The organism is Vibrio tubiashii (assembly GCF_028551255.1).
Taxonomy (GTDB): Bacteria; Pseudomonadota; Gammaproteobacteria; order Enterobacterales; family Vibrionaceae; genus Vibrio; species Vibrio tubiashii_B.
This window is the reverse complement of the sequence record NZ_CP117029.1, coordinates 3,128,877-3,151,158: the sequence shown is the minus strand read 5'-3', so window position 1 is coordinate 3,151,158 and position 22,282 is coordinate 3,128,877. Positions and strand designations below refer to the sequence as shown.

The following is a 22,282-nucleotide window of genomic DNA, read 5'->3' as shown; positions in this document are numbered from 1 at the left end:
CAGACCAAGAGTGACAGTGGAAGAGGTTTAGGTCTAAGGGTTTGTTATCAAATTGTAATCTTGAATCAAATTTTAGACACCAATGGATTAAAGCAGAGCAGTGATCGCCGTGGTAGATTGCCAAAGAATACCAAGTCCAAGCACGGTAAACAGAATACCGCATAACCCATCGACGTAGTGGGCCATTGCTTTGATCTTACGCTGCATACGTTGGGTGGAGAGAGCCCAAGCGAGAAAGGAAAACCACAGCAATGAGATACTCCATAAGATCATCAGTGCTAGCCCTTTTCCGGTTAATGACATGCTGGCTGGTACAAGGCTCGACATAAGGCTGACAAAAAACACCAATGCTTTTGGGTTAAGGATGTTGGTTGCAAAGCCGCGCGAAAAAGCTTCGCGTTTGCTGCCGAGGAGCAGGCTTGGCTGCTCTGCAGAAGCGCTTTCATTTGCTTTCGCGTTACGCAAGCTCGTCCAACTCGCTTTAAGGGCGCCATAGCCAAGATAGAAAAGGTAGCTACCGCCAGCGAGCTGAAGCAAAGCAAATAGAGTTGGCTGTTGGTGAACCAGATAGCTGATGCCAGTTAGGCTTAGAATGGAATGCAGTAAGATGCCACACGAAAGACCCAAAGCAATATACAGCCCAGTTTGACGACCATAGCGTGTCGCATTCTGTACCACTAAGGCAAAATCAGGGCCTGGGCTCATAAGAGCAACAAAGTGAACCACGGCTAAGGTGGTGAGGATAGTTATTTCGTTCATCGGACTCGATTGATGATTTTAGATAGCTTTAGTGTGCTATGGATTGCCAGTGAAAGATTGTAAAAAACTGACACTAGCTGATTTGAGAAGGGTTAACGCCGTAAGTGGACTTAAACGCTTTGCTAAAATGGGCCTGATCATAGAAACCCACCTGATGTGCTACTTCAGTACCGCTCACTCCGGATTTAAGCAGTTTCATTCCTTGTTCCATACGCAGACGACTCAACCATGCGTAGGGAGTTAAGCCGATTTTGGCTTTAAAATGGCGTTGAAACTGGGTTGGGCTCAGCTCACACAGCTGTGACAGTTGCTCTAATCGTACTGGCTGATCGAGATTGTCTAACAAATACTCTTTTAAGGTAGCCATAGATTGGTTACCCAAAGGGACCGCGCGTTTTTGCTCTAAACTGCCGTAGTGGCTAAACAGGCGTTCAAAACCTTCGTAAGGTAAGCAATCTTTTGCCAGTTGGCTGACGTTGTTGTCTGTTAGCAATTGGTGCAGTTGAGAAAGGGGCTGAAACACTTTCTGATCGGAAATTATCAGTTGCTTGAAGTGCAGTAAGTCACTCGGTTGTTTTAGTTGAGCAAGGTCACTAAACCACGCAGGGTCAAGTGCAAACACTCGGGTTTGATAACCGGACTCCAACATGGATTTACCATCATGCAGCTCATCAGGAGGCATGATGACCAATTGCCCTTCACCAACGTGATGGCTAGCACCTTTATAGTGGAACTTTTGTTGTCCGCCCGTGATAAGACCAATATGAAAATCAAGATGATAGTGGCGTGAAAAAGCGAACGACTGATAGTTTGCTTCAATCAGGCTGATCTCTTTGTTCTCAGTACTGTGGTAGTTGACCTTATCCATAAAACTAAACAAAGTTTGATGAGTATTTCATCAAGCTTATATGTGGGTAAGCGATTTGTCTTGTAAAAAACGATCAGTGCGCTTTTGTCGCTTTCTTCGACTGCCTGTTATTTCTTAGACCGTCAAAACTGAAGATAACTAAGGCGCCCCAAATAAAGGCGAAGGTAATCGCTTTGTCGAGAGTGAAAGCTTCGCCATATACAAGTACGGCAAGCAAAAACATCAAGCTAGGGCCTATGTATTGGAAGAAGCCTAAGGTTGATAGCTTTAAGCGAGTGGCTGCACCAGTAAAACAAAGGAGCGGCAAGGTAGTCACGATACCTGCTGAAATGAGTAGTAAGTTCAGGTCGAGCGAGTTCTCGGTCAAGTGTGACGTTGGGCTGTCAGCAATCCACAGCAAGTAGATAGCCGCGGCTGGCAGTAGCACCAAAGTTTCTATAAACAGGCCAGTTTGCGCTTCAAGGCTGACTTTTTTACGCAATAGGCCGTAGAAACCAAAAGTCAGCGCCAAAGTGATCGCAACAATCGGGATTGAGCCAAACACAAATAGTTGGACCAACACTCCACAAGCGGCGAGTGCGACGGCAAACCACTGTAGTTTACGTAACCTTTCTCCCAAAAAGAGCATCCCCAACAGTACGTTAATCAATGGGTTGATGTAGTAACCCAGACTGGCATCGAGCATATGATCGGAATTCACCGCCCAGATGAATATCAGCCAGTTAGCACCAACTAAAACCGCCGTAGTCACTAAATAAAGCAGCTTTTGTTTCGACTTGATCACGTCGCGTACATTTCGCCAACGACGACCAAAGTGAAGCAGGGCAGCGAGTAAGAAGAAAGACCATACAACGCGGTGACTTAAAATCTCTAATGGGGAGACTTCGGCCAAAGCCTTGAAGTAGATAGGTGCGATGCCCCACATGGTGTATGCCCCAATGGCAAGAAAGACACCCTGTTTCGCTCGCTGTTGTTCTTCTGGAGTCATTTATCTTTACTCGATCATAATTTTTACAAATTGAAACAAGCAGTATAAGGAGCATAATCCGATTCACCTAACAATTTGCGGTTTTATTCACCTTTAAACCCCACTACAATGTGCCTCTTGCGTTCGACGCGCACTCATCCTGCAACTCTATTGAGATAGTTCATGACCTCGACACTTTTAGCCCAGTCACCTTCAGCCGATTTGCCGACGCCGCAAAGCATCTTAGAGGATGTTTTTGGTTATCAGAGCTTTCGTGATGGTCAGCAAGAAGTGATTGAGTCGGCGGTTGCTGGGCAAGATAGCTTAGTGATAATGCCAACGGGTGGCGGTAAATCTTTGTGTTATCAGATCCCTGCCTTAGCACGTGAGGGGCTAACTTTAGTTATTTCACCGCTGATTTCATTGATGAAAGATCAAGTAGACCAACTGAAAGCGAATGGTGTGGCCGCTGAGTGTGTCAACTCCACCATGCCACGAGAAGAGCTGATCTCCGTTTATAATCGCATGCATTCTGGTGCGTTAAAGTTGGTTTATGTTTCTCCAGAACGTGTACTGATGCGCGATTTTATTGAGCGTCTGGAAAACATCTCATTGTCGATGATAGCGGTTGATGAAGCGCACTGTATTTCTCAGTGGGGGCATGATTTCAGACCTGAATATGCTTCGTTAGGCCAGCTCAAACAGCACTTTCCTCATATCCCAGTCATGGCGCTGACGGCAACCGCAGATGACGCGACGCGCAAAGACATTATGCAGCGCCTGCAACTCGACGAGCCGCATACTTATCTTGGCAGTTTTGATCGCCCTAACATTCGTTACACCCTAGTCGAGAAACATAAGCCAGTTTCTCAGGTAGTTCGTTTTCTTGAAGGCCAACGTGGCAGCTGCGGCATTATCTATTGTGGTAGCCGCAAGAAAGTAGAGATGGTAACCGAAAAACTGTGTAACAACGGCTTACGTGCTGCAAGTTACCACGCAGGTCTTGAAGCGGATGAGCGTGCTTACGTCCAAGAGGCGTTTCAACGTGATGATATTCAGATCGTTGTTGCCACTGTCGCCTTTGGCATGGGGATTAACAAGCCCAACGTTCGCTTTGTGGTGCACTTTGATATTCCACGCAATATCGAATCCTATTATCAGGAGACAGGTCGAGCCGGGCGAGATGGATTGCCTGCCGAAGCGATGATGCTTTACGACCCTGCCGATATCAGTTGGTTGCGCCGCATGTTGGATGAAAAAGACGATGGTCCGCAGAAGCAAGTTGAAGCGCACAAGCTAAACGCAATGAGTGCTTTTGCTGAAGCGCAAACCTGTCGCCGCCAAGTACTGCTTAATTATTTTGGCGAGTACCGTGAGAAACCATGTGGCAACTGCGATATCTGCCTCGATCCTCCTAAGCACTTTGATGCCACAGAGCAAGCTCAAAAAGCGCTCTCTTGCGTGTATAGGGTTAATCAAAGCTTTGGTATGGGTTATGTGGTTGAAGTTTTACGTGGCATGCAGAATATCCGTATTCGTGAAAATGGCCATGACAAACTGTCGACTTATGGGCTAGGACGTGAAAATAGCCATGACTACTGGGTCAGTGTTTTTCGTCAGTTGATTCATAAAGGTTTGTTATTCCAAAATATTACTCGTAATTCCACCTTGCAGTTGACGGAAGAGGCAAGGCCGCTGTTGCGTGGTGATATGTCGTTAGAGCTTGCTGTACCACGCCTTGATACTGCCGCTCGCGCCGCTAAATCAGACAAGCTGTCGAGCAAAAACTACGATAAGAAGTTATTTGCTAAGTTGCGCAAGCTTCGCAAAGCCATTGCTGATGAAGATGGCCTACCACCATACGTAGTGTTCAGTGACGCGACATTAATTGATATGGCAGAGATACTACCGACCTCTTACGGTGAAATGCTTGCCGTAAACGGAGTGGGGCAGCGCAAGTTAGAAAAATACGCCGACCCATTCTTAGATCTTATTCAGGAGCACTTAACAAATCATGGCTGATGTCACACCACAAACGGAATTTGGTCTTCTTGATTATCAGGTAGAAGAGGGGCGCATCATCATTCGTGCTCCGCGGTTTGATTTTGATAGCTTTCCTCAGTTAGCTGACAAACTGGTCAAACTGCTATCGGCTTCAGTGGTCGAAAAGCAGTGGGATGCAGATATCCACTCTTGGTTGATTGATTTTGAAGGTTGTCAGCTATTTTTAAAATCAGAGCACTACAGTGAGAGTATCTGGTTTGAAGCACTGGCTATTGAAGAATCCAAACCAGAGCTCGATTTTCTGGCTTCACTATTTAGTAAAGGTTTCTAAGCTGATTTTTATACGCTAACGATTGCGTAGCCTTAGCCAGTTGCAGCTCAAATTGGTTAATGTATAATCGCCCGCCGCGATCGTTATCACAAACATATCGCGGCTAGTTTCTTTTAACATTGTTGGTAAGAGTCTTTCCTTGGCTTGGAATGGATTCGATTTGGGTTCCCTCACCCCCAAACCAAACTAAAAAGGTATCTCATGAGTAACTTTACCCCTGCGCAGCAGCGCAAAGCCCTTTTTCTATTAGTTCTGTTCCACCTGATCATTATTGCATCGAGCAATTACTTAGTTCAGCTGCCCTTTACCGTTTTCGGTTTCCACACCACGTGGGGCGCATTTACTTTTCCATTTATTTTTCTAGCGACTGACTTAACCGTTCGTATTTTTGGTGCTCAGCTTGCTCGTCATATCATCTTCTTAGTGATGTTGCCAGCACTGGCGGTTTCATACGGCTTATCTGTTCTGTTCTATGAAGGTTCATTCCAAGGTTTGAATCAGCTTGGGGAATTTAACCTGTTTGTTGCGCGCATAGCGATCGCAAGCTTTATGGCTTATTTGCTGGGTCAGATTCTGGATGTTCATGTCTTTAACCGTCTGCGTCAGCTAAAACAGTGGTGGGTTGCACCAACATGTTCAACGCTATTTGGTAATGCGTTAGATACTATCGCTTTCTTTGCGATTGCCTTCTATCAAAGCCCAGATCCGTTTATGGCCGAGCATTGGACTGAGATTGCGCTGGTGGACTACGGCTTCAAATTAGTCATCAGCTTGGGTCTGTTTGTTCCTATGTATGGCGTATTGCTGAATTACTTGGTCAAGAAACTCACCGCAGTGAACCCTGACTTTAAAGTGGTTGGCGCTAAGTCTTAATTGAAATGACCAACAAGAAAAAGCCCGAGGAATACTATTCCTCGGGCTTTTTTGTATCTTTCGAACATTGCTCAGTTGAGATTAGTACTCAACAATCGAGAGTGGCCAACCAATATCACTTTGACGGTTTGCTTCTATTTCGAGTTCAGCAGCGGTCAAAGGGTTGTCTTTAAGCCACTGCGCTTTTAGCGTTAGGGTCAGCTTATCATCGTTAGAGCTTAGGGTAATGTTAGGCTCAAGCTCAGGGTTACGACGATGAGTTAATAACACTGCTAAACGCAGCAGGCGCAACACACGTTTTGCACTGTTGCTGGATAAAGCATGCTGCTCCGGGAGTGATGTTAGCTGATCACGATAGCGGCGCGTGAGTTCACCTAAGAGATGCTTTTGTGCTCGCGTGTAACCAGGTAAATCCAAGTTTTGCAGCAGGTAAGCACTATGCTCGCCGCCTTTTTTGAAATCGATAGTCAAACCGATCTCATGTAGCTTGGCTGCGGTTTCAAGCAGTACACTACCGTGCGACTCTGCAACCCAATCAGACTGACATTCAGCGAGCAGTTTAGCCGCCATGTTGGCAACTTGCTGACCGTAGGCGACGTCAATTTGGTAGCGGCTCTGAACGCTACAGATAGTGCGCGCACGAATGTCGTCTTGCTTAAGTTCATCAACCATTTCATACACTAGGCCTTCACGAAGTGCGCCACCGGCGAGTGTCATCGAGTCAATCTCAAGTAGCTCAAAAATAGCGATGAGAATAGAAAGGCCGCTAGGGAAGACTAATGCACGCTCTAGGGTCAGTCCTTCTATCTCAAGCTCTTCAAGGTGATCGGCTAACATGGCTTGTTTTTGCAGGCGTTTCAGTTTGGCGTGAGTAATAACCTCATCCATCCCTTGCGCCAGCATGATTTCTTGCAACGCCTGAACAGTACCTGATGCGCCGACACATACATCCCAGCCAATTTGAGTGTACTGCTCCAAGATAGGTTGCAGTGTCTCTTTAGCTGCTTGAATCGCATTGTTGAAGTTGCTGACCGTTAACTGACGATCTTTAAAGTGGCGCTCCAGCCAAGTGACACAACCCATTTTCAGACTAGTCAGTGCCTTAGCTTCAAAACCTTCACCAATAATAAGCTCGGTACTTGCACCACCAATATCAACCACTAAGCGTCGACCACTACCACCAGAGGTATGTGCGACCCCTTTATAGATGGTCGCCGCTTCCACTTCGCCGCAGATCACTTCAATCTTATGACCAAGTATCTGATTGGCCTTTTCGAGAAAAACGTCCACGTTAGTTGCGGTACGCAGAGTTGCTGTACCCACGATGCGAATGTTCTCTTTAGGAATATCTTGCAGTCGTTCTGCAAATAGACTCAAGCAGTCCCAGCCGCGTTGCATGGCTTCTAGGCTTAGCGCGTTGTTTTCGTCTAAGCCTGCGGCAAGGCGAACTTTGCGTTTGATTTTAGCCATCGTTTGTACGCTGCCATCAATGTGACGCACAACGAGCATATGAAAACTGTTCGACCCGAGGTCGATGGCTGCGTAAAGCGGAGATGAAACTGCTTGGCTCATAGACGACTTAAGAATCCTTTTGTTGACGTTGACGAGAGCGATTGTTGTTACGACGGTTGCCTGAACGAGAACCACCTGTATTGGTGCGACGTTGCTGCGGACGGTTTGAACGCATACGTAGCGGTGCAGGTAAATCTTCAATCAATGCACTTGGGTCGTAGTCTGACACGGGAATCGCGTGCTCGATGTACTCTTCAATCGGAGGAAGGTTAATCGCGTAGTCTTCACAAGCAAAGCTAATAGAATGACCGCTTGCACCTGCACGACCAGTACGGCCTATGCGGTGAACGTAATCTTCGCAGTCATCTGGTAGGTCAAAGTTAAACACGTGCGTTACTTGAGGAATATGTAGACCACGTGCTGCAACGTCTGTTGCCACTAATAGATCAACTTCACCTTTAGTAAACTGCTCTAAGATACGCTCGCGTTTCTTCTGCGGTACATCGCCTGTTAACAAACCAACACGATGGCCGTCAGCAGCCAAGTGGCCCCAAACCGATTCACACTTATGTTTAGTGTTAGCAAAGATGATCGCGCGCTCAGGCCATTCTTCTTCAATTAAGGTTTGCAGCAGAGCCATTTTATGTTCATTTGAAGGGTAGAACAGCTCTTCTTGGATGCGATGACCCGTTTTAACTTCTGGCTCAACCACAACATGCTCTGGATTATGCATGTGCTCGAATGCCAACTCTTGAACGCGGTAAGAAAGCGTCGCTGAGAACAGCATGTTCAAACGCTCTTTTGGTTCAGGCATGCGACGGAACAAGAAACGAATGTCTTTAATAAAGCCAAGATCGAACATGCGATCTGCTTCATCAAGAACAACCGCTTGAATGTTGTTTAGGTTAAATACGCGTTGCTTGTAGAAATCGATAATACGACCGGTAGTACCGATCAGAATATCCACACCATCTTCAAGCTTAGCTAGCTGCTTGTCGTAGCTTTCGCCGCCGTAGGCAAGCGCAGCTTTAATACCAGTGCTCGCAATTAGCGGCTCAGCATCATTGTAAATCTGAATTGCCAACTCGCGTGTTGGTGCCATGATGATGGCACGCGGCTGATTTGGCTTACGACCTTCATGTTCTGAAGTCGTCAGTAGGTGGTTAAAAGTAGCAGTCAGGAAAGCGAGTGTCTTACCTGTACCCGTTTGGGCTTGGCCTGCGATGTCTTGGCCGGTGAGCAGTACCGGCAACGCCAAAGCTTGGATAGGGGTACAAAATTCAAACCCTTTCTTCTCCAAACCTTCAGTAATTTGAGGGTGTAAACCCAAATCGGCGAACTTTTGCTCTGTGATATGCGTCTTTTTCATGGTGATAGAATATCAGCTAAAGCTTGCAATAAGAAAGTAAATACATTCCAATAGGGCATCTATTTACTGGTTATCATCCAACCAGTTTCAAAAAACACATTGGAGTGGAAGATGAGTGATAAGATTTTGCAGCTTACGGATGACGGTTTTGAAAACGACGTAATCAATGCTGCAGGCCCTGTACTAGTGGATTTTTGGGCAGAATGGTGTGGTCCTTGTAAGATGATTGCTCCTATCCTGGACGAAATCGCAGATGAGTACGAAGGCAAGCTCACTATCGGTAAACTAAATATCGACCATAACGCAGGTACTCCACCTAAGTTTGGTATCCGCGGTATTCCAACATTGCTTCTTTTTAAAGACGGTAATGTCGCAGCAACCAAAGTTGGTGCGCTGTCGAAGACTCAACTTAAAGAGTTCCTAGACGCAAATCTATAAGTAGTTACTGAGCAAACCGTGCGATTTGAAGAAATGCACGGTTTTGTTTTTGCTGCCTAACAAAATCTAGACTAGGCTAGTATTTAGTGCTAATTTATCGCACGTTAAATAAACAAGTTTCTCTTCTTGGTCGATCCTGTGACCAAATTCATCTTAACTAAATAACAGATCCTATTTTGACTAAAAAAGTATCCACCACCATGAATCTAACAGAACTGAAGAACAGACCTGTGTCTGATCTTGTTAAACTTGGCGAAAGCTTGGGCCTTGAAAACCTAGCTCGTCTAAGAAAGCAAGACATTATCTTCGCCATCCTAAAAGCTCACGCGAAAAGCGGCGAAGACATTTTTGGCGACGGGGTTCTGGAAATACTTCAAGACGGTTTTGGCTTCTTGCGCAGTGCAGACAGCTCTTACTTGGCAGGCCCAGATGACATCTATGTATCTCCAAGTCAGATCCGCCGCTTCAACCTTCGTACAGGTGACTCGATTGCCGGTAAGATTCGTCCACCAAAAGACGGTGAGCGATACTTTGCTCTACTAAAAGTCAATACAGTTAACGATGACAAACCAGACAACGCGCGTAATAAGATTCTATTTGAAAACTTGACGCCACTACACGCAAACGAGCGTATGGTGATGGAGCGTGGTAACGGCTCGACAGAAGATATCACAGCACGTGTTCTAGATTTAGCTTCACCAATTGGTAAAGGTCAGCGTGGTCTGATCGTTGCTCCACCTAAAGCGGGTAAAACAATGCTGCTGCAAAACATTGCACAGAGCATTGCTTACAACCACCCAGAGTGTGAGCTAATGGTACTTCTTATCGATGAACGTCCAGAAGAAGTAACCGAGATGCAACGCCTAGTGAAAGGTGAAGTGGTTGCGTCTACGTTTGATGAGCCTGCATCTCGCCACGTACAAGTTGCTGAGATGGTTATCGAGAAAGCAAAACGTCTTGTTGAACACAAGAAAGACGTAGTAATCCTGCTTGATTCTATCACTCGTCTAGCTCGTGCATACAACACAGTTGTTCCATCATCAGGTAAAGTTCTGACTGGTGGTGTCGATGCTAACGCTCTACACCGTCCTAAGCGCTTCTTCGGTGCTGCACGTAATGTAGAAGAAGGTGGTAGCCTGACAATTCTAGCAACAGCGCTAGTAGATACTGGTTCTAAGATGGATGAAGTTATCTACGAAGAGTTTAAAGGTACAGGTAACATGGAAATTCACCTGAACCGTAAGATCGCCGAGAAGCGTGTCTTCCCTGCAATCGACTTCAATCGCTCAGGTACTCGTCGTGAAGAGCTTCTAACTAAGAATGAAGAACTACAGAAGATGTGGATTCTACGTAAGATTGTTCATCCAATGGGTGAGATCGACGCAATGGAGTTCCTGATCGACAAGCTAGCAATGACTAAGACTAACGATGAATTCTTTGACGCGATGCGTCGTCAATAGTCGATAGATTGAATTATCAAACGCCACCATATTTGGTGGCGTTTTTGTTTGCATTATCTATTGATAGCGAGCACAATGGTGCAATATGTTACAAGGAGGTTAACATGCAACAAGGAATGTTGTCGTCGGTACTCCTGTCTATCGCACTTCTTACCGGAGTACCTACCGTCGCTGCAACTGAGATGGAACCTCAGCGTGTTGAGCAATGGTTACAAGAATCTCAAGTTCACGATAAAGTCGCTGAACTCCTTCAGTATGTGGTTGAAGATGATACTGATGGCCTTAACTTTGCGTTGCAAAGGCTTTCTCTTCCCGTACAAGAAGTTTCCCGCTATCTACTGCTAAAGAAAATTGAAGGCCAAAACCTGATTCTGACACCTAAGATGGCGCTGTTTGTTGAGCAGCAACAGTCAATGGTGCCAACCTACCAAGTGTTAGAAAGAGGGGATGGCTATGAGTTTTCAGTCCCTGCTTTTAATTACCCAGCGATTGCCAACCGCTTACTCAAACAGTGGCGTCAAGATCAGTCGACACTCGCCTTTGTTTTAGATGCTGAGCGTGGTGAGCTGGATTTGAAAGATTGGCTGACTGGCAGCGATTACCAAGTACAGACTCGTGAAGCTTTGCTGATCCGTGAACTCGATAGCCTCTCACCTGAAGCGGTGAATAACCTCGCTGAACAGTTGACCAAAGCTCCGGTAGTCAGTTGGTTACCTTCATCTCAAGTCATGGTGCGATTAGCTCAAGTCAGTGAAAATCCAGATGTCTATAAACTGCTGTGGCTGATGAAAGCTGACTTTAACAGTGAGTCCGAACTGGTGCGACTGGCTAAAGTGGCAGATAGCTTTTCTTTAGAGCAAGTGATGCAAGCCTCGAATAACCCAAGCCTCAAAGAGCGAGCGATTACCGAACTGGCCAAAGTTAGGCCAATGTCGAGCGATGTAAAAGAGTTTCTTATCGCGCGAATGGCGGCATCCGATGATGCAAGGTTCATTGCAGGTGAGCTCGCACGCCAAGGTTACTCATCGTGGCTCGAAGAATTAGCCAGTAGCAATCAAAAAGTAAATAGCCGCGCGATCCTCAGTGTGATCGGACAGTAAGGCTAAGACATATAACCACACGAAAAAGAGGGATCGAATGATTCCTCTTTTTGTTATACTGCGTGCAGATTAACCAGCCCACAAATAGGTCTATGAGTTTTAAGGATTTACGCGACTTTGTCGCTCATCTAGAAAAAGAAGGGAAGCTAAAACGCATCTCTCATCCCGTTGATCCCGACTATGAAATGACGGAAATCAGTGACCGTACCTTAAGGGCTGGCGGACCAGCTCTGCTGTTTGAAAACCCAATCGGTTACGACATGCCTGTACTGACCAACCTGTTTGGTACTCCGGAGCGTGTTGCGATAGGTATGGGGCGACAAGATGTCAAAGAATTACGTGAAGTCGGCAAGTTACTCGCTTATCTAAAAGAGCCTGAGCCCCCAAAAGGTTTTAAAGACGCATTAGATAAGTTGCCAGTGTTCAAGCAAGTATTGAACATGCCTGCTAAGCGTCTACGCAAAGCCCCTTGCCAAGAGGTTATCTGGCAAGGTGAAGAAGTTGATTTGGACAAAGTACCAGTCATGAGTTGCTGGCAAGGTGATGTTGCACCGTTATTGACTTGGGGACTGACCGTTACCAAAGGGCCGAATAAGAAGCGACAGAACCTAGGTATTTACCGCCAGCAAAAAATCGCTAAGAACAAAATCATCATGCGTTGGCTAGCTCACCGTGGCGGTGCATTAGATCTCCGTGACTGGATGGAAACCAACCCAGGTAAACCCTTTCCTGTTTCCGTCGCTTTTGGTGCAGACCCTGCAACCATTCTCGGCGCAGTAACACCAGTGCCAGATACATTATCTGAGTACGCATTTGCGGGTTTGCTGCGCGGCAAAAAAACCGAAGTCGTCAAATCGGTTAGCAATGACTTAGAAGTTCCCGCTAGCGCTGAAATCGTTATGGAAGGCTATATTGATCCTAATGAGTTCGCTGACGAAGGACCTTACGGTGATCACACCGGGTACTACAACGAAAAAGAAAAGCACCACGTCTTTACTATTACCCACATCACAATGCGTAACGAGCCTATCTATCACAGTACTTATACTGGTCGCCCACCTGATGAACCAGCAGTACTGGGCGTAGCGCTCAATGAAGTGTTTGTGCCGATTCTGCAAAAGCAGTTTCCTGAGATAGAGGACTTCTATCTACCACCAGAGGGTTGCTCCTACCGAATGGCGGTAGTGACAATGAAGAAACAATATCCGGGTCATGCTAAAAGAGTCATGATGGGAGTCTGGTCCTTCTTGCGTCAGTTCATGTATACCAAGTTTGTAATTGTGTGCGATGAAAAGGTCAATGCACGCGATTGGGATCAAGTGATAGCAGCGATGACCGAACATATGGATCCGGTCAGAGATACATTGTTTATCGAGAATACCCCAATTGATTCATTGGACTTCGCTTCTCCGGTCGTTGGCCTCGGCTCGAAAATGGGGTTAGACGCAACCGTCAAATGGGATGCAGAGTTGGTTGGCTCGGAGCAATCCGTAAAACAACATACCCAATTGAGTGAGGCTGCGCTTAAGAGCTTTATTGAGCATAACCCAGAAGTTATCGATATCTATATCCCATCGACAGCTAAGAATAATAGTTTTGCTATTGTCACCATGGATAAGCAGCACGCTGGTCAATCTAAGCAGCTGGCGCAAAAGGTAGAGCAGTTCTTGATCGAGCGTGGCACACCTAAATTCATCGTTGTCTGTGATAGTGATGTGAATGCTAAAGATTGGAATGACATTATCTGGGCTGTGACTACTCGCATGGACCCAGCGCGAGATACCAAGCAGGAAGCGGGCACTAATCTGTCTTGCTCTCGCCTTGTGTTGGATGCCACTAATAAAGTGGAAGGAGAGGAGGTTGTCAGAGAATGGGGCACACCTATCAAGAAAGATCCTCAACTTGTGGCAAAAATTGATGCGATGTGGGATAAGTTGGGTATTCTATGAATCATTCCGTCATCTTGTTGCCAGATAACATAGAATTCGAAGTACAAGATGGACAAACGGTGTTGGAAGCGGCGCTCAACAATAATATCCGCTTTCCTCACCGATGCCAGGTTGGTGCTTGCGCTGCCTGTTTGTGTCGTAAACTAGAAGGAACAGTCTCTTATCACCTTGAACCTATGCTCACAGAGAAAGAGCAACAACAAGGATGGATATTTGCTTGCCAAGCCTTCGCAGAAAGTAAATTAGTGCTTACTTTTGAAGAGTAAGTAAGAGGAAACCATGACTATTCAATGTAAAGTAAAGTCAATCCAGCCGTTGGCTTGCAATACTTACCAAATTCTATTGCACCCAGAAAGCCCAGTAAGTTTTAAAGCTGGCCAGTACCTAATGGTTGTTATGGGTGAAAAAGATAAAAGACCATTTTCTATTGCGAGCAGCCCATGCCGTCATGAAGGTGAACTGGAACTGCATATCGGTGCTGCAGAACACAATGCTTACGCTCACGAAGTAGTAGAAGCGATGAAAACTGCACTAGAGCAAGACGGTGAGATTACTATCGACGCGCCACACGGCGATGCTTGTATCCAAGAAGAGAGTGAGCGTCCTATTTTGCTGATCGCCGGTGGTACTGGCTTTAGTTATGTGCGTTCTATCCTCGATCATTGCATCGCGCAAAACAAAACTAACCCTATCTACTTATATTGGGGTGGGCGTGACGAATGCCAGCTGTACGCAAAACCAGAGCTCGAAGAGATTGCGGCGAATAATCGTAATGTTCAGTTTGTACCTGTAATAGAAGATGCTCCTGCTGAATGGCAAGGAAAAGTAGGTAATGTTCTTCAAGCTGTAGAGCAAGATTTCGATTCGCTAGCAGAGTATGACATCTATATCGCTGGACGCTTTGAAATGGCAGGTGCTGCGCGTGAGAAATTTACCCTAAATAAGCAAGCTCAAGCAGAAAGAATGTATGCCGATGCTTATGCTTTTATATAAAGCTTAAGAATTCAGGTTAAAAAGGGAGCGTTTTGCTCCCTTTTTTTGTGCTTTTGCATACAAATTCAACGAACGGTCATTTTTTTCAATTTTATTTGAAAAAGGGCTTGCGCTTAAATCTCAACTCCCTATAATGCGCTTCCACTGACACGGCAGACGCCACAAGGCTTCAGCGGAAAGTCAGTAAAGCCAACTAGCTAAGTTTCAACTCAAATCGAGTGAAACAAAAAATTCAAAAAAGTGTTTGACACTTCAAATTGAAACGCTAGAATGGCTGCCTCTTCCGAAGTGATGTGAGTCACAAAGAAGAAAGCTCTTTAACAATATAAACCTATCAATCTGTGTGGGCACTCGTTGATGATAATCCAATTAGAAACTTCGGTTTCAAATTAGGTTTCAATGAAACGAAGTGACCATTGAATCTTCGGATTCAGCACAGTCAATTCAAACATTACTTTATGTAATGTTCAGTATTCATTGAGCCGACAAAATCTTAAATTGAGAGAGTTTGATCATGGCTCAGATTGAACGCTGGCGGCAGGCCTAACACATGCAAGTCGAGCGGAAACGAGTTAACTGAACCTTCGGGGAACGTTAACGGCGTCGAGCGGCGGACGGGTGAGTAATGCCTGGGAAATTGCCCTGATGTGGGGGATAACCATTGGAAACGATGGCTATATACCGCATAATAGCTTCGGCTCAAAGAGGGGGACCTTCGGGCCTCTCGCGTCAGGATATGCCCAGGTGGGATTAGCTAGTTGTGAGGAGGTAAGGGCTCACCAAGGCGACGATCCCTAGCTGGTCTGAGAGGATGATCAGCCACACTGGAACTGAGACACGGTCCAGACTCCTACGGGAGGCAGCAGTGGGGAATATTGCACAATGGGCGCAAGCCTGATGCAGCCATGCCGCGTGTATGAAGAAGGCCTTCGGGTTGTAAAGTACTTTCAGCAGTGAGGAAGGTGGTAGTGTTAATAGCACTATCATTTGACGTTAGCTGCAGAAGAAGCACCGGCTAACTCCGTGCCAGCAGCCGCGGTAATACGGAGGGTGCGAGCGTTAATCGGAATTACTGGGCGTAAAGCGCATGCAGGTGGTTTGTTAAGTCAGATGTGAAAGCCCGGGGCTCAACCTCGGAATTGCATTTGAAACTGGCAGACTAGAGTACTGTAGAGGGGGGTAGAATTTTCAGGTGTAGCGGTGAAATGCGTAGAGATCTGAAGGAATACCGGTGGCGAAGGCGGCCCCCCTGGACAGATACTGACACTCAGATGCGAAAGCGTGGGGAGCAAACAGGATTAGATACCCTGGTAGTCCACGCCGTAAACGATGTCTACTTGGAGGTTGTGGCCTTGAGCCGTGGCTTTCGGAGCTAACGCGTTAAGTAGACCGCCTGGGGAGTACGGTCGCAAGATTAAAACTCAAATGAATTGACGGGGGCCCGCACAAGCGGTGGAGCATGTGGTTTAATTCGATGCAACGCGAAGAACCTTACCTACTCTTGACATCCAGAGAACTTTCCAGAGATGGATTGGTGCCTTCGGGAACTCTGAGACAGGTGCTGCATGGCTGTCGTCAGCTCGTGTTGTGAAATGTTGGGTTAAGTCCCGCAACGAGCGCAACCCTTATCCTTGTTTGCCAGCGAGTAATGTCGGGAACTCCAGGGAGGGAGACTGCCGGTGATAAACCGGAGGAAGGTGGGGACGACGTCAAGTCATCATGGCCCTTACGAGTAGGGCTACACACGTGCTACAATGGCGCATACAGAGGGCGGCCAACTTGCGAAAGTGAGCGAATCCCAAAAAGTGCGTCGTAGTCCGGATCGGAGTCTGCAACTCGACTCCGTGAAGTCGGAATCGCTAGTAATCGTGGATCAGAATGCCACGGTGAATACGTTCCCGGGCCTTGTACACACCGCCCGTCACACCATGGGAGTGGGCTGCAAAAGAAGTGGGTAGTTTAACCTTCGGGAGGACGCTCACCACTTTGTGGTTCATGACTGGGGTGAAGTCGTAACAAGGTAGCCCTAGGGGAACCTGGGGCTGGATCACCTCCTTATACGATGATTATTGCGATGAGTGTTCACACAGATTGATATGTTTATACACGTTAAGAGACGATACTGGGTCTGTAGCTCAGGTGGTTAGAGCGTTCGCCTGATAAGCGAGAGGTCGGTGGTTCAAGTCCACTCAGACCCACCAATCTTCCTCCCAGAAGAATTGGCACACAGTATCAACACCTGATGGGGCTATAGCTCAGCTGGGAGAGCGCCTGCCTTGCACGCAGGAGGTCAGCAGTTCGATCCTGCTTAGCTCCACCATCTTTAAGCGCATTTGCGTAAGTGTTCTTAAAAATGGTTCTTAAATGAATCTAGCTCTTTAACAATTTGGAAAGCTGACGAATAACAACAATCCCCATCTCTTTGAGATGCGTTGTTATTCAATTAAAAGTTCTCAAATCCTAATTCTTAGCTATTTGTTACTAAGAACTAGGTACCAACACACATTCAAGTGTTCTTGGAAATTTGAGTCCGGCAAAATCGTGTCTGCACATGTATAAAAATGCAGACAACTTTGGTTGTTTAAACAGAAGACCCTTTGGGGTTGTATGGTTAAGTGACTAAGCGTACACGGTGGATGCCTTGGCAGTCAGAGGCGATGAAAGACGTAGTAACTTGCGATAAGCCCAGATTAGGTAGTAACAACCATTTGAGTCTGGGATTTCTGAATGGGGAAAACCCATCTGCATAAGCAGAATACTGTTAACTGAATACATAGGTTAACAGGGCGAACCGGGGGAACTGAAAAACATCTAAGTACCCCGAGGAAAAGAAATCAACCGAGATTCCGAAAGTAGCGGCGAGCGAAATTGGACTAGCCCTTAAGCTTTTAATGAGACAGGTGAAGGCTCTGGAAAGTGCCGCGATACAGGGTGATAGCCCCGTAACCGACATCTCATCATCAGTGAAATCGAGTAGGGCGGGACACGTGATATCCTGTCTGAATATGGGGGGACCATCCTCCAAGGCTAAATACTACTGACTGACCGATAGTGAACCAGTACCGTGAGGGAAAGGCGAAAAGAACCCCTGTGAGGGGAGTGAAATAGAACCTGAAACCGTGTACGTACAAGCAGTAGGAGCACCTTCGTGGTGTGACTGCGTACCTTTTGTATAATGGGTCAGCGACTTATATTCAGTAGCAAGGTTAACCATCTAGGGGAGCCGTAGAGAAATCGAGTCTTAACTGGGCGTCGAGTTGCTGGATATAGACCCGAAACCAGGTGATCTAGCCATGGGCAGGTTGAAGGTTGAGTAACATCAACTGGAGGACCGAACCGACTAATGTTGAAAAATTAGCGGATGACTTGTGGCTAGGGGTGAAAGGCCAATCAAACCTGGAGATAGCTGGTTCTCCCCGAAATCTATTTAGGTAGAGCCTCGGACGAATACTACTGGGGGTAGAGCACTGTTAAGGCTAGGGGGTCATCCCGACTTACCAACCCTTTGCAAACTCCGAATACCAGTAAGTACTATCCGGGAGACACACGGCGGGTGCTAACGTCCGTCGTGGAGAGGGAAACAACCCAGACCGCCAGCTAAGGTCCCAAATTATAGCTAAGTGGGAAACGATGTGGGAAGGCTTAGACAGCTAGGATGTTGGCTTAGAAGCAGCCATCATTTAAAGAAAGCGTAATAGCTCACTAGTCGAGTCGGCCTGCGCGGAAGATGTAACGGGGCTAAGCTATAAACCGAAGCTGCGGCAATGCAATTTATTGTATTGGGTAGGGGAGCGTTCTGTAAGCCGTTGAAGGTGAGTTGTAAAGCTTGCTGGAGGTATCAGAAGTGCGAATGCTGACATGAGTAACGATAAAGGGGGTGAAAAACCTCCTCGCCGGAAGACCAAGGGTTCCTGTCCAACGTTAATCGGGGCAGGGTAAGTCGACCCCTAAGGCGAGGCCGAAAGGCGTAGTCGATGGGAAACGGGTTTAATATTCCCGTACTTCTTACAATTGCGATGGGGGGACGGAGAAGGCTAGGTGGGCCTGGCGACGGTTGTCCAGGTTCAAGTGCGTAGGCTTGAGAGTTAGGTAAATCCGGCTCTCTTTAAGGCTGAGACACGATGTCGAGCATCTACGGATGTGAAGTCATTGATGCCATGCTTCCAGGAAAAGCCTCTAAGCTTCAGATTGTAAGGAATCGTACCCCAAACCGACACAGGTGGTCGGGTAGAGAATACCAAGGCGCTTGAGAGAACTCGGGTGAAGGAAGGAACTAGGCAAAATGGTACCGTAACTTCGGGAGAAGGTACGCTCTTGACGGTGAAGTCCCTCGCGGATGGAGCTATTGAGAGTCGCAGATACCAGGTGGCTGCAACTGTTTATTAAAAACACAGCACTGTGCAAAATCGTAAGATGACGTATACGGTGTGACGCCTGCCCGGTGCCGGAAGGTTAATTGATGGGGTTAGACGTAAGTCGAAGCTCTTGATCGAAGCCCCGGTAAACGGCGGCCGTAACTATAACGGTCCTAAGGTAGCGAAATTCCTTGTCGGGTAAGTTCCGACCTGCACGAATGGCGTAATGATGGCCACGCTGTCTCCACCCGAGACTCAGTGAAATTGAAATCGCTGTGAAGATGCAGTGTACCCGCGGCTAGACGGAAAGACCCCGTGAACCTTTACTACAGCTTGGCACTGAACATTGATCCTACATGTGTAGGATAGGTGGGAGGCTTTGAAACCGGTACGCCAGTATCGGTGGAGCCGTCCTTGAAATACCACCCTTGTAGTGTTGATGTTCTAACTTAGACCCGTTATCCGGGTTGAGGACAGTGCCTGGTGGGTAGTTTGACTGGGGCGGTCTCCTCCCAAAGAGTAACGGAGGAGCACGAAGGTGGGCTAATCACGGTTGGACATCGTGAGGTTAGTGCAATGGCATAAGCCCGCTTGACTGCGAGAATGACAATTCGAGCAGGTGCGAAAGCAGGTCATAGTGATCCGGTGGTTCTGTATGGAAGGGCCATCGCTCAACGGATAAAAGGTACTCCGGGGATAACAGGCTGATACCGCCCAAGAGTTCATATCGACGGCGGTGTTTGGCACCTCGATGGGCTCATCACATCCTGGGGCTGAAGTCGGTCCCAAGGGTATGGCTGTTCGCCATTTAAAGTGGTACGCGAGCTGGGTTTAGAACGTCGTGAGACAGTTCGGTCCCTATCTGCCGTGGGCGTTGGAAGATTGAAGGGGGGCTGCTCCTAGTACGAGAGGACCGGAGTGGACGAACCTCTGGTGTTCGGGTTGTGTCGCCAGACGCATTGCCCGGTAGCTAAGTTCGGAATCGATAACCGCTGAAAGCATCTAAGCGGGAAGCGAGCCCTGAGATGAGTCTTCCCTGACCCCTTGAGGGTCCTAAAGGGTTGTTCGAGACTAGAACGTTGATAGGCAGGGTGTGTAAGCGTTGTGAGGCGTTGAGCTAACCTGTACTAATTGCCCGTGAGGCTTAACCATACAACACCCAAAGGGTTTTGATGGACTCAAAGCAAGAACTTTGAATGTGTATTTAGACTTTTAATCAGTTTTCCGAATTAAGAATTTGCTTGGCGACCATAGCGATTTGGACCCACCTGATTCCATGCCGAACTCAGAAGTGAAACGAATTAGCGCCGATGGTAGTGTGGGGCTTCCCCATGTGAGAGTAGGACATCGCCAGGCTTTAATTTCGACTTTGTCTACTATGTAGACAAGTCACCATAAATCTTTAAGTTTTCTTAGAGTTTTATGTTGACTTACCGAGTCAATAGCGTATTATACGCGTCCTGCTTAAGTGCTAAGGCACTGAAAGCAAAGCTCTTTAACAATATAAACCTATCAATCTGTGTGGGCACTCGTTGATGATAATCCAATTAGAAACTTCGGTTTCAAATTAGGTTTCAATGATACGAAGTGACCATTGAATCTTCGGATTCAGCACAGTCAATTCAAACATTACTTATGTAATGTTCAGTATTCATTGAGCCGACAAAATCTTAAATTGAAGAGTTTGATCATGGCTCAGATTGAACGCTGGCGGCAGGCCTAACACATGCAAGTCGAGCGGAAACGAGTTAACTGAACCTTCGGGGAACGTTAACGGCGTCGAGCGGCGGACGGGTGAGTAATGCCTGGGAAATTGCCCTGATGTGGGGGATAACCATTGGAAACGATGGCTAATACCGCATAATAGCTTCGGCTCAAAGAGGGGGACCTTCGGGCCTCTCGCGTCAGGATATGCCCAGGTGGGATTAGCTAGTTGGTGAGGTAAGGGCTCACCAAGGCGACGATCCCTAGCTGGTCTGAGAGGATGATCAGCCACACTGGAACTGAGACACGGTCCAGACTCCTACGGGAGGCAGCAGTGGGGAATATTGCACAATGGGCGCAAGCCTGATGCAGCCATGCCGCGTGTATGAAGAAGGCCTTCGGGTTGTAAAGTACTTTCAGCAGTGAGGAAGGTGGTAGTGTTAATAGCACTATCATTTGACGTTAGCTGCAGAAGAAGCACCGGCTAACTCCGTGCCAGCAGCCGCGGTAATACGGAGGGTGCGAGCGTTAATCGGAATTACTGGGCGTAAAGCGCATGCAGGTGGTTTGTTAAGTCAGATGTGAAAGCCCGGGGCTCAACCTCGGAATTGCATTTGAAACTGGCAGACTAGAGTACTGTAGAGGGGGGTAGAATTTCAGGTGTAGCGGTGAAATGCGTAGAGATCTGAAGGAATACCGGTGGCGAAGGCGGCCCCCTGGACAGATACTGACACTCAGATGCGAAAGCGTGGGGAGCAAACAGGATTAGATACCCTGGTAGTCCACGCCGTAAACGATGTCTACTTGGAGGTTGTGGCCTTGAGCCGTGGCTTTCGGAGCTAACGCGTTAAGTAGACCGCCTGGGGAGTACGGTCGCAAGATTAAAACTCAAATGAATTGACGGGGGCCCGCACAAGCGGTGGAGCATGTGGTTTAATTCGATGCAACGCGAAGAACCTTACCTACTCTTGACATCCAGAGAACTTTCCAGAGATGGATTGGTGCCTTCGGGAACTCTGAGACAGGTGCTGCATGGCTGTCGTCAGCTCGTGTTGTGAAATGTTGGGTTAAGTCCCGCAACGAGCGCAACCCTTATCCTTGTTTGCCAGCACGTAATGGTGGGAACTCCAGGGAGACTGCCGGTGATAAACCGGAGGAAGGTGGGGACGACGTCAAGTCATCATGGCCCTTACGAGTAGGGCTACACACGTGCTACAATGGCGCATACAGAGGGCGGCCAACTTGCGAAAGTGAGCGAATCCCAAAAAGTGCGTCGTAGTCCGGATCGGAGTCTGCAACTCGACTCCGTGAAGTCGGAATCGCTAGTAATCGTGGATCAGAATGCCACGGTGAATACGTTCCCGGGCCTTGTACACACCGCCCGTCACACCATGGGAGTGGGCTGCAAAAGAAGTGGGTAGTTTAACCTTCGGGAGGACGCTCACCACTTTGTGGTTCATGACTGGGGTGAAGTCGTAACAAGGTAGCCCTAGGGGAACCTGGGGCTGGATCACCTCCTTATACGATGATTATTGCGATGAGTGTCCACACAGATTGATGGTTTATGTAGTTTAAGAGATGGAACACCCCCCAAGGTGTT

The 22,282-nt window shown here is 47.3% G+C and carries 14 protein-coding genes, 2 tRNA genes and 4 rRNA genes; 15 read left to right on the top strand and 5 right to left on the bottom strand.

The window, feature by feature from the left end; translation table 11 throughout:
* Positions 1-87: 87 nt before the first annotated feature.
* The 3 genes from LYZ37_RS14545 to rarD form a co-directional block, all read right to left on the bottom strand.
* Positions 88-759 carry a LysE family translocator gene (locus LYZ37_RS14545; protein WP_272785930.1) on the bottom strand — a complete coding sequence of 224 codons (672 nt, stop codon included), beginning with the start codon at positions 757-759 and terminating at the stop codon, positions 88-90.
* A gap of 73 nt (positions 760-832) precedes the next feature.
* A complete protein-coding gene (locus tag LYZ37_RS14540; protein ID WP_272785929.1) occupies positions 833-1,627 on the bottom strand; it encodes an AraC family transcriptional regulator in 795 nt (264 codons plus the stop codon).
* Positions 1,628-1,700: 73 nt separating this feature from the next.
* Positions 1,701-2,615, bottom strand: a complete 915-nt coding sequence (rarD, locus tag LYZ37_RS14535) for an EamA family transporter RarD (RefSeq protein ID WP_272785927.1) — start codon at positions 2,613-2,615, stop codon at positions 1,701-1,703.
* Positions 2,616-2,777: 162 nt separating this feature from the next.
* On the opposite strand from rarD, the gene recQ reads away from it, so the two are divergent.
* From recQ to LYZ37_RS14520, 3 genes are all read left to right on the top strand, one after another.
* A complete protein-coding gene (gene recQ / locus LYZ37_RS14530; RefSeq protein WP_272785926.1) occupies positions 2,778-4,616 on the top strand; it encodes an ATP-dependent DNA helicase RecQ in 1,839 nt (612 codons plus the stop codon).
* A complete protein-coding gene (locus LYZ37_RS14525) occupies positions 4,609-4,929 on the top strand; it encodes a DUF3630 family protein (protein ID WP_171325824.1) in 321 nt (106 codons plus the stop codon). The genes recQ and LYZ37_RS14525 overlap by 8 nt, the downstream gene beginning before the upstream one ends.
* Positions 4,930-5,130: 201 nt before the next feature.
* Positions 5,131-5,802 (top strand): 7-cyano-7-deazaguanine/7-aminomethyl-7-deazaguanine transporter, encoded by a 672-nt coding sequence (locus tag LYZ37_RS14520; RefSeq protein WP_272785925.1) that lies wholly within the window; start codon positions 5,131-5,133, stop codon positions 5,800-5,802.
* Between the two features lie 81 nt (positions 5,803-5,883).
* On the opposite strand, the gene gppA is transcribed toward LYZ37_RS14520, so the two are convergent.
* Together gppA and rhlB are read right to left on the bottom strand one after the other, a co-directional pair.
* A complete protein-coding gene (gene gppA / locus LYZ37_RS14515) occupies positions 5,884-7,374 on the bottom strand; it encodes a guanosine-5'-triphosphate,3'-diphosphate diphosphatase (protein ID WP_272785924.1) in 1,491 nt (496 codons plus the stop codon).
* Positions 7,375-7,381: 7 nt separating this feature from the next.
* Positions 7,382-8,683 (bottom strand): ATP-dependent RNA helicase RhlB, encoded by a 1,302-nt coding sequence (gene rhlB, locus LYZ37_RS14510; protein WP_171325820.1) that lies wholly within the window; start codon positions 8,681-8,683, stop codon positions 7,382-7,384.
* A gap of 111 nt (positions 8,684-8,794) precedes the next feature.
* On the opposite strand from rhlB, the gene trxA reads away from it, so the two are divergent.
* The 12 genes from trxA to LYZ37_RS14450 all read left to right on the top strand — a co-directional run bounded on the left by trxA (position 8,795) and on the right by LYZ37_RS14450 (position 22,203).
* Positions 8,795-9,121 (top strand): thioredoxin TrxA, encoded by a 327-nt coding sequence (gene trxA, locus LYZ37_RS14505; protein WP_004745500.1) that lies wholly within the window; start codon positions 8,795-8,797, stop codon positions 9,119-9,121.
* Positions 9,122-9,321: 200 nt separating this feature from the next.
* A complete protein-coding gene (rho, locus tag LYZ37_RS14500) occupies positions 9,322-10,581 on the top strand; it encodes a transcription termination factor Rho (protein ID WP_004745495.1) in 1,260 nt (419 codons plus the stop codon).
* Positions 10,582-10,685: 104 nt separating this feature from the next.
* Positions 10,686-11,681: a hypothetical protein gene (locus LYZ37_RS14495; protein WP_272785923.1), complete on the top strand. Its 996-nt coding sequence runs from the start codon at positions 10,686-10,688 to the stop codon at positions 11,679-11,681.
* A 92-nt stretch (positions 11,682-11,773) separates the two neighbouring features.
* Positions 11,774-13,630 carry a 4-hydroxy-3-polyprenylbenzoate decarboxylase gene (gene ubiD / locus LYZ37_RS14490; RefSeq protein WP_272785922.1) on the top strand — a complete coding sequence of 619 codons (1,857 nt, stop codon included), beginning with the start codon at positions 11,774-11,776 and terminating at the stop codon, positions 13,628-13,630.
* Positions 13,627-13,896, top strand: coding sequence for a 2Fe-2S iron-sulfur cluster-binding protein (locus LYZ37_RS14485; RefSeq protein WP_004745490.1), 270 nt, complete (start codon positions 13,627-13,629; stop codon positions 13,894-13,896). Before ubiD ends, LYZ37_RS14485 begins: the two co-directional genes overlap by 4 nt.
* Before the next feature lie 13 nt (positions 13,897-13,909).
* Positions 13,910-14,623: an NAD(P)H-flavin reductase gene (gene fre / locus LYZ37_RS14480; RefSeq protein WP_272785921.1), complete on the top strand. Its 714-nt coding sequence runs from the start codon at positions 13,910-13,912 to the stop codon at positions 14,621-14,623.
* 496 nt (positions 14,624-15,119) lie between these two features.
* Positions 15,120-16,681, top strand: a 16S ribosomal RNA gene (locus tag LYZ37_RS14475).
* A 66-nt stretch (positions 16,682-16,747) separates the two neighbouring features.
* A tRNA-Ile gene (locus LYZ37_RS14470) sits at positions 16,748-16,824 on the top strand.
* A 43-nt stretch (positions 16,825-16,867) separates the two neighbouring features.
* A tRNA-Ala gene (locus tag LYZ37_RS14465) sits at positions 16,868-16,943 on the top strand.
* 289 nt (positions 16,944-17,232) lie between these two features.
* Positions 17,233-20,130 (top strand): 23S ribosomal RNA (locus tag LYZ37_RS14460).
* A gap of 88 nt (positions 20,131-20,218) precedes the next feature.
* Positions 20,219-20,334, top strand: a 5S ribosomal RNA gene (gene rrf / locus LYZ37_RS14455).
* Between the two features lie 316 nt (positions 20,335-20,650).
* Positions 20,651-22,203: ribosomal RNA gene (locus tag LYZ37_RS14450) — 16S ribosomal RNA — on the top strand.
* The 16S, 23S and 5S rRNA genes sit together here with 2 tRNA genes alongside, the layout of an rRNA operon.
* The last annotated feature ends 79 nt before the right edge of the window (positions 22,204-22,282 follow it).

Bases quoted from the DNA above. Each gene is read 5' to 3' on its own strand.
- fre (WP_272785921.1), top strand. From the start codon at position 13,910: ATGACTATTCAATGTAAAGTAAAGTCAATCCAGCCGTTGGCTTGCAAT.
- LYZ37_RS14520 (WP_272785925.1), top strand. From the start codon at position 5,131: ATGAGTAACTTTACCCCTGCGCAGCAGCGCAAAGCCCTTTTTCTATTA.
- ubiD (WP_272785922.1), top strand. From the start codon at position 11,774: ATGAGTTTTAAGGATTTACGCGACTTTGTCGCTCATCTAGAAAAAGAA.
- rho (WP_004745495.1), top strand. From the start codon at position 9,322: ATGAATCTAACAGAACTGAAGAACAGACCTGTGTCTGATCTTGTTAAA.
- gppA (WP_272785924.1), bottom strand. From the start codon at position 7,374: ATGAGCCAAGCAGTTTCATCTCCGCTTTACGCAGCCATCGACCTCGGG.
- rhlB (WP_171325820.1), bottom strand. From the start codon at position 8,683: ATGAAAAAGACGCATATCACAGAGCAAAAGTTCGCCGATTTGGGTTTA.
- LYZ37_RS14540 (WP_272785929.1), bottom strand. From the start codon at position 1,627: ATGGATAAGGTCAACTACCACAGTACTGAGAACAAAGAGATCAGCCTG.
- LYZ37_RS14485 (WP_004745490.1), top strand. From the start codon at position 13,627: ATGAATCATTCCGTCATCTTGTTGCCAGATAACATAGAATTCGAAGTA.
- rarD (WP_272785927.1), bottom strand. From the start codon at position 2,615: ATGACTCCAGAAGAACAACAGCGAGCGAAACAGGGTGTCTTTCTTGCC.
- LYZ37_RS14525 (WP_171325824.1), top strand. From the start codon at position 4,609: ATGGCTGATGTCACACCACAAACGGAATTTGGTCTTCTTGATTATCAG.
- recQ (WP_272785926.1), top strand. From the start codon at position 2,778: ATGACCTCGACACTTTTAGCCCAGTCACCTTCAGCCGATTTGCCGACG.
- LYZ37_RS14495 (WP_272785923.1), top strand. From the start codon at position 10,686: ATGCAACAAGGAATGTTGTCGTCGGTACTCCTGTCTATCGCACTTCTT.
- LYZ37_RS14545 (WP_272785930.1), bottom strand. From the start codon at position 759: ATGAACGAAATAACTATCCTCACCACCTTAGCCGTGGTTCACTTTGTT.
- trxA (WP_004745500.1), top strand. From the start codon at position 8,795: ATGAGTGATAAGATTTTGCAGCTTACGGATGACGGTTTTGAAAACGAC.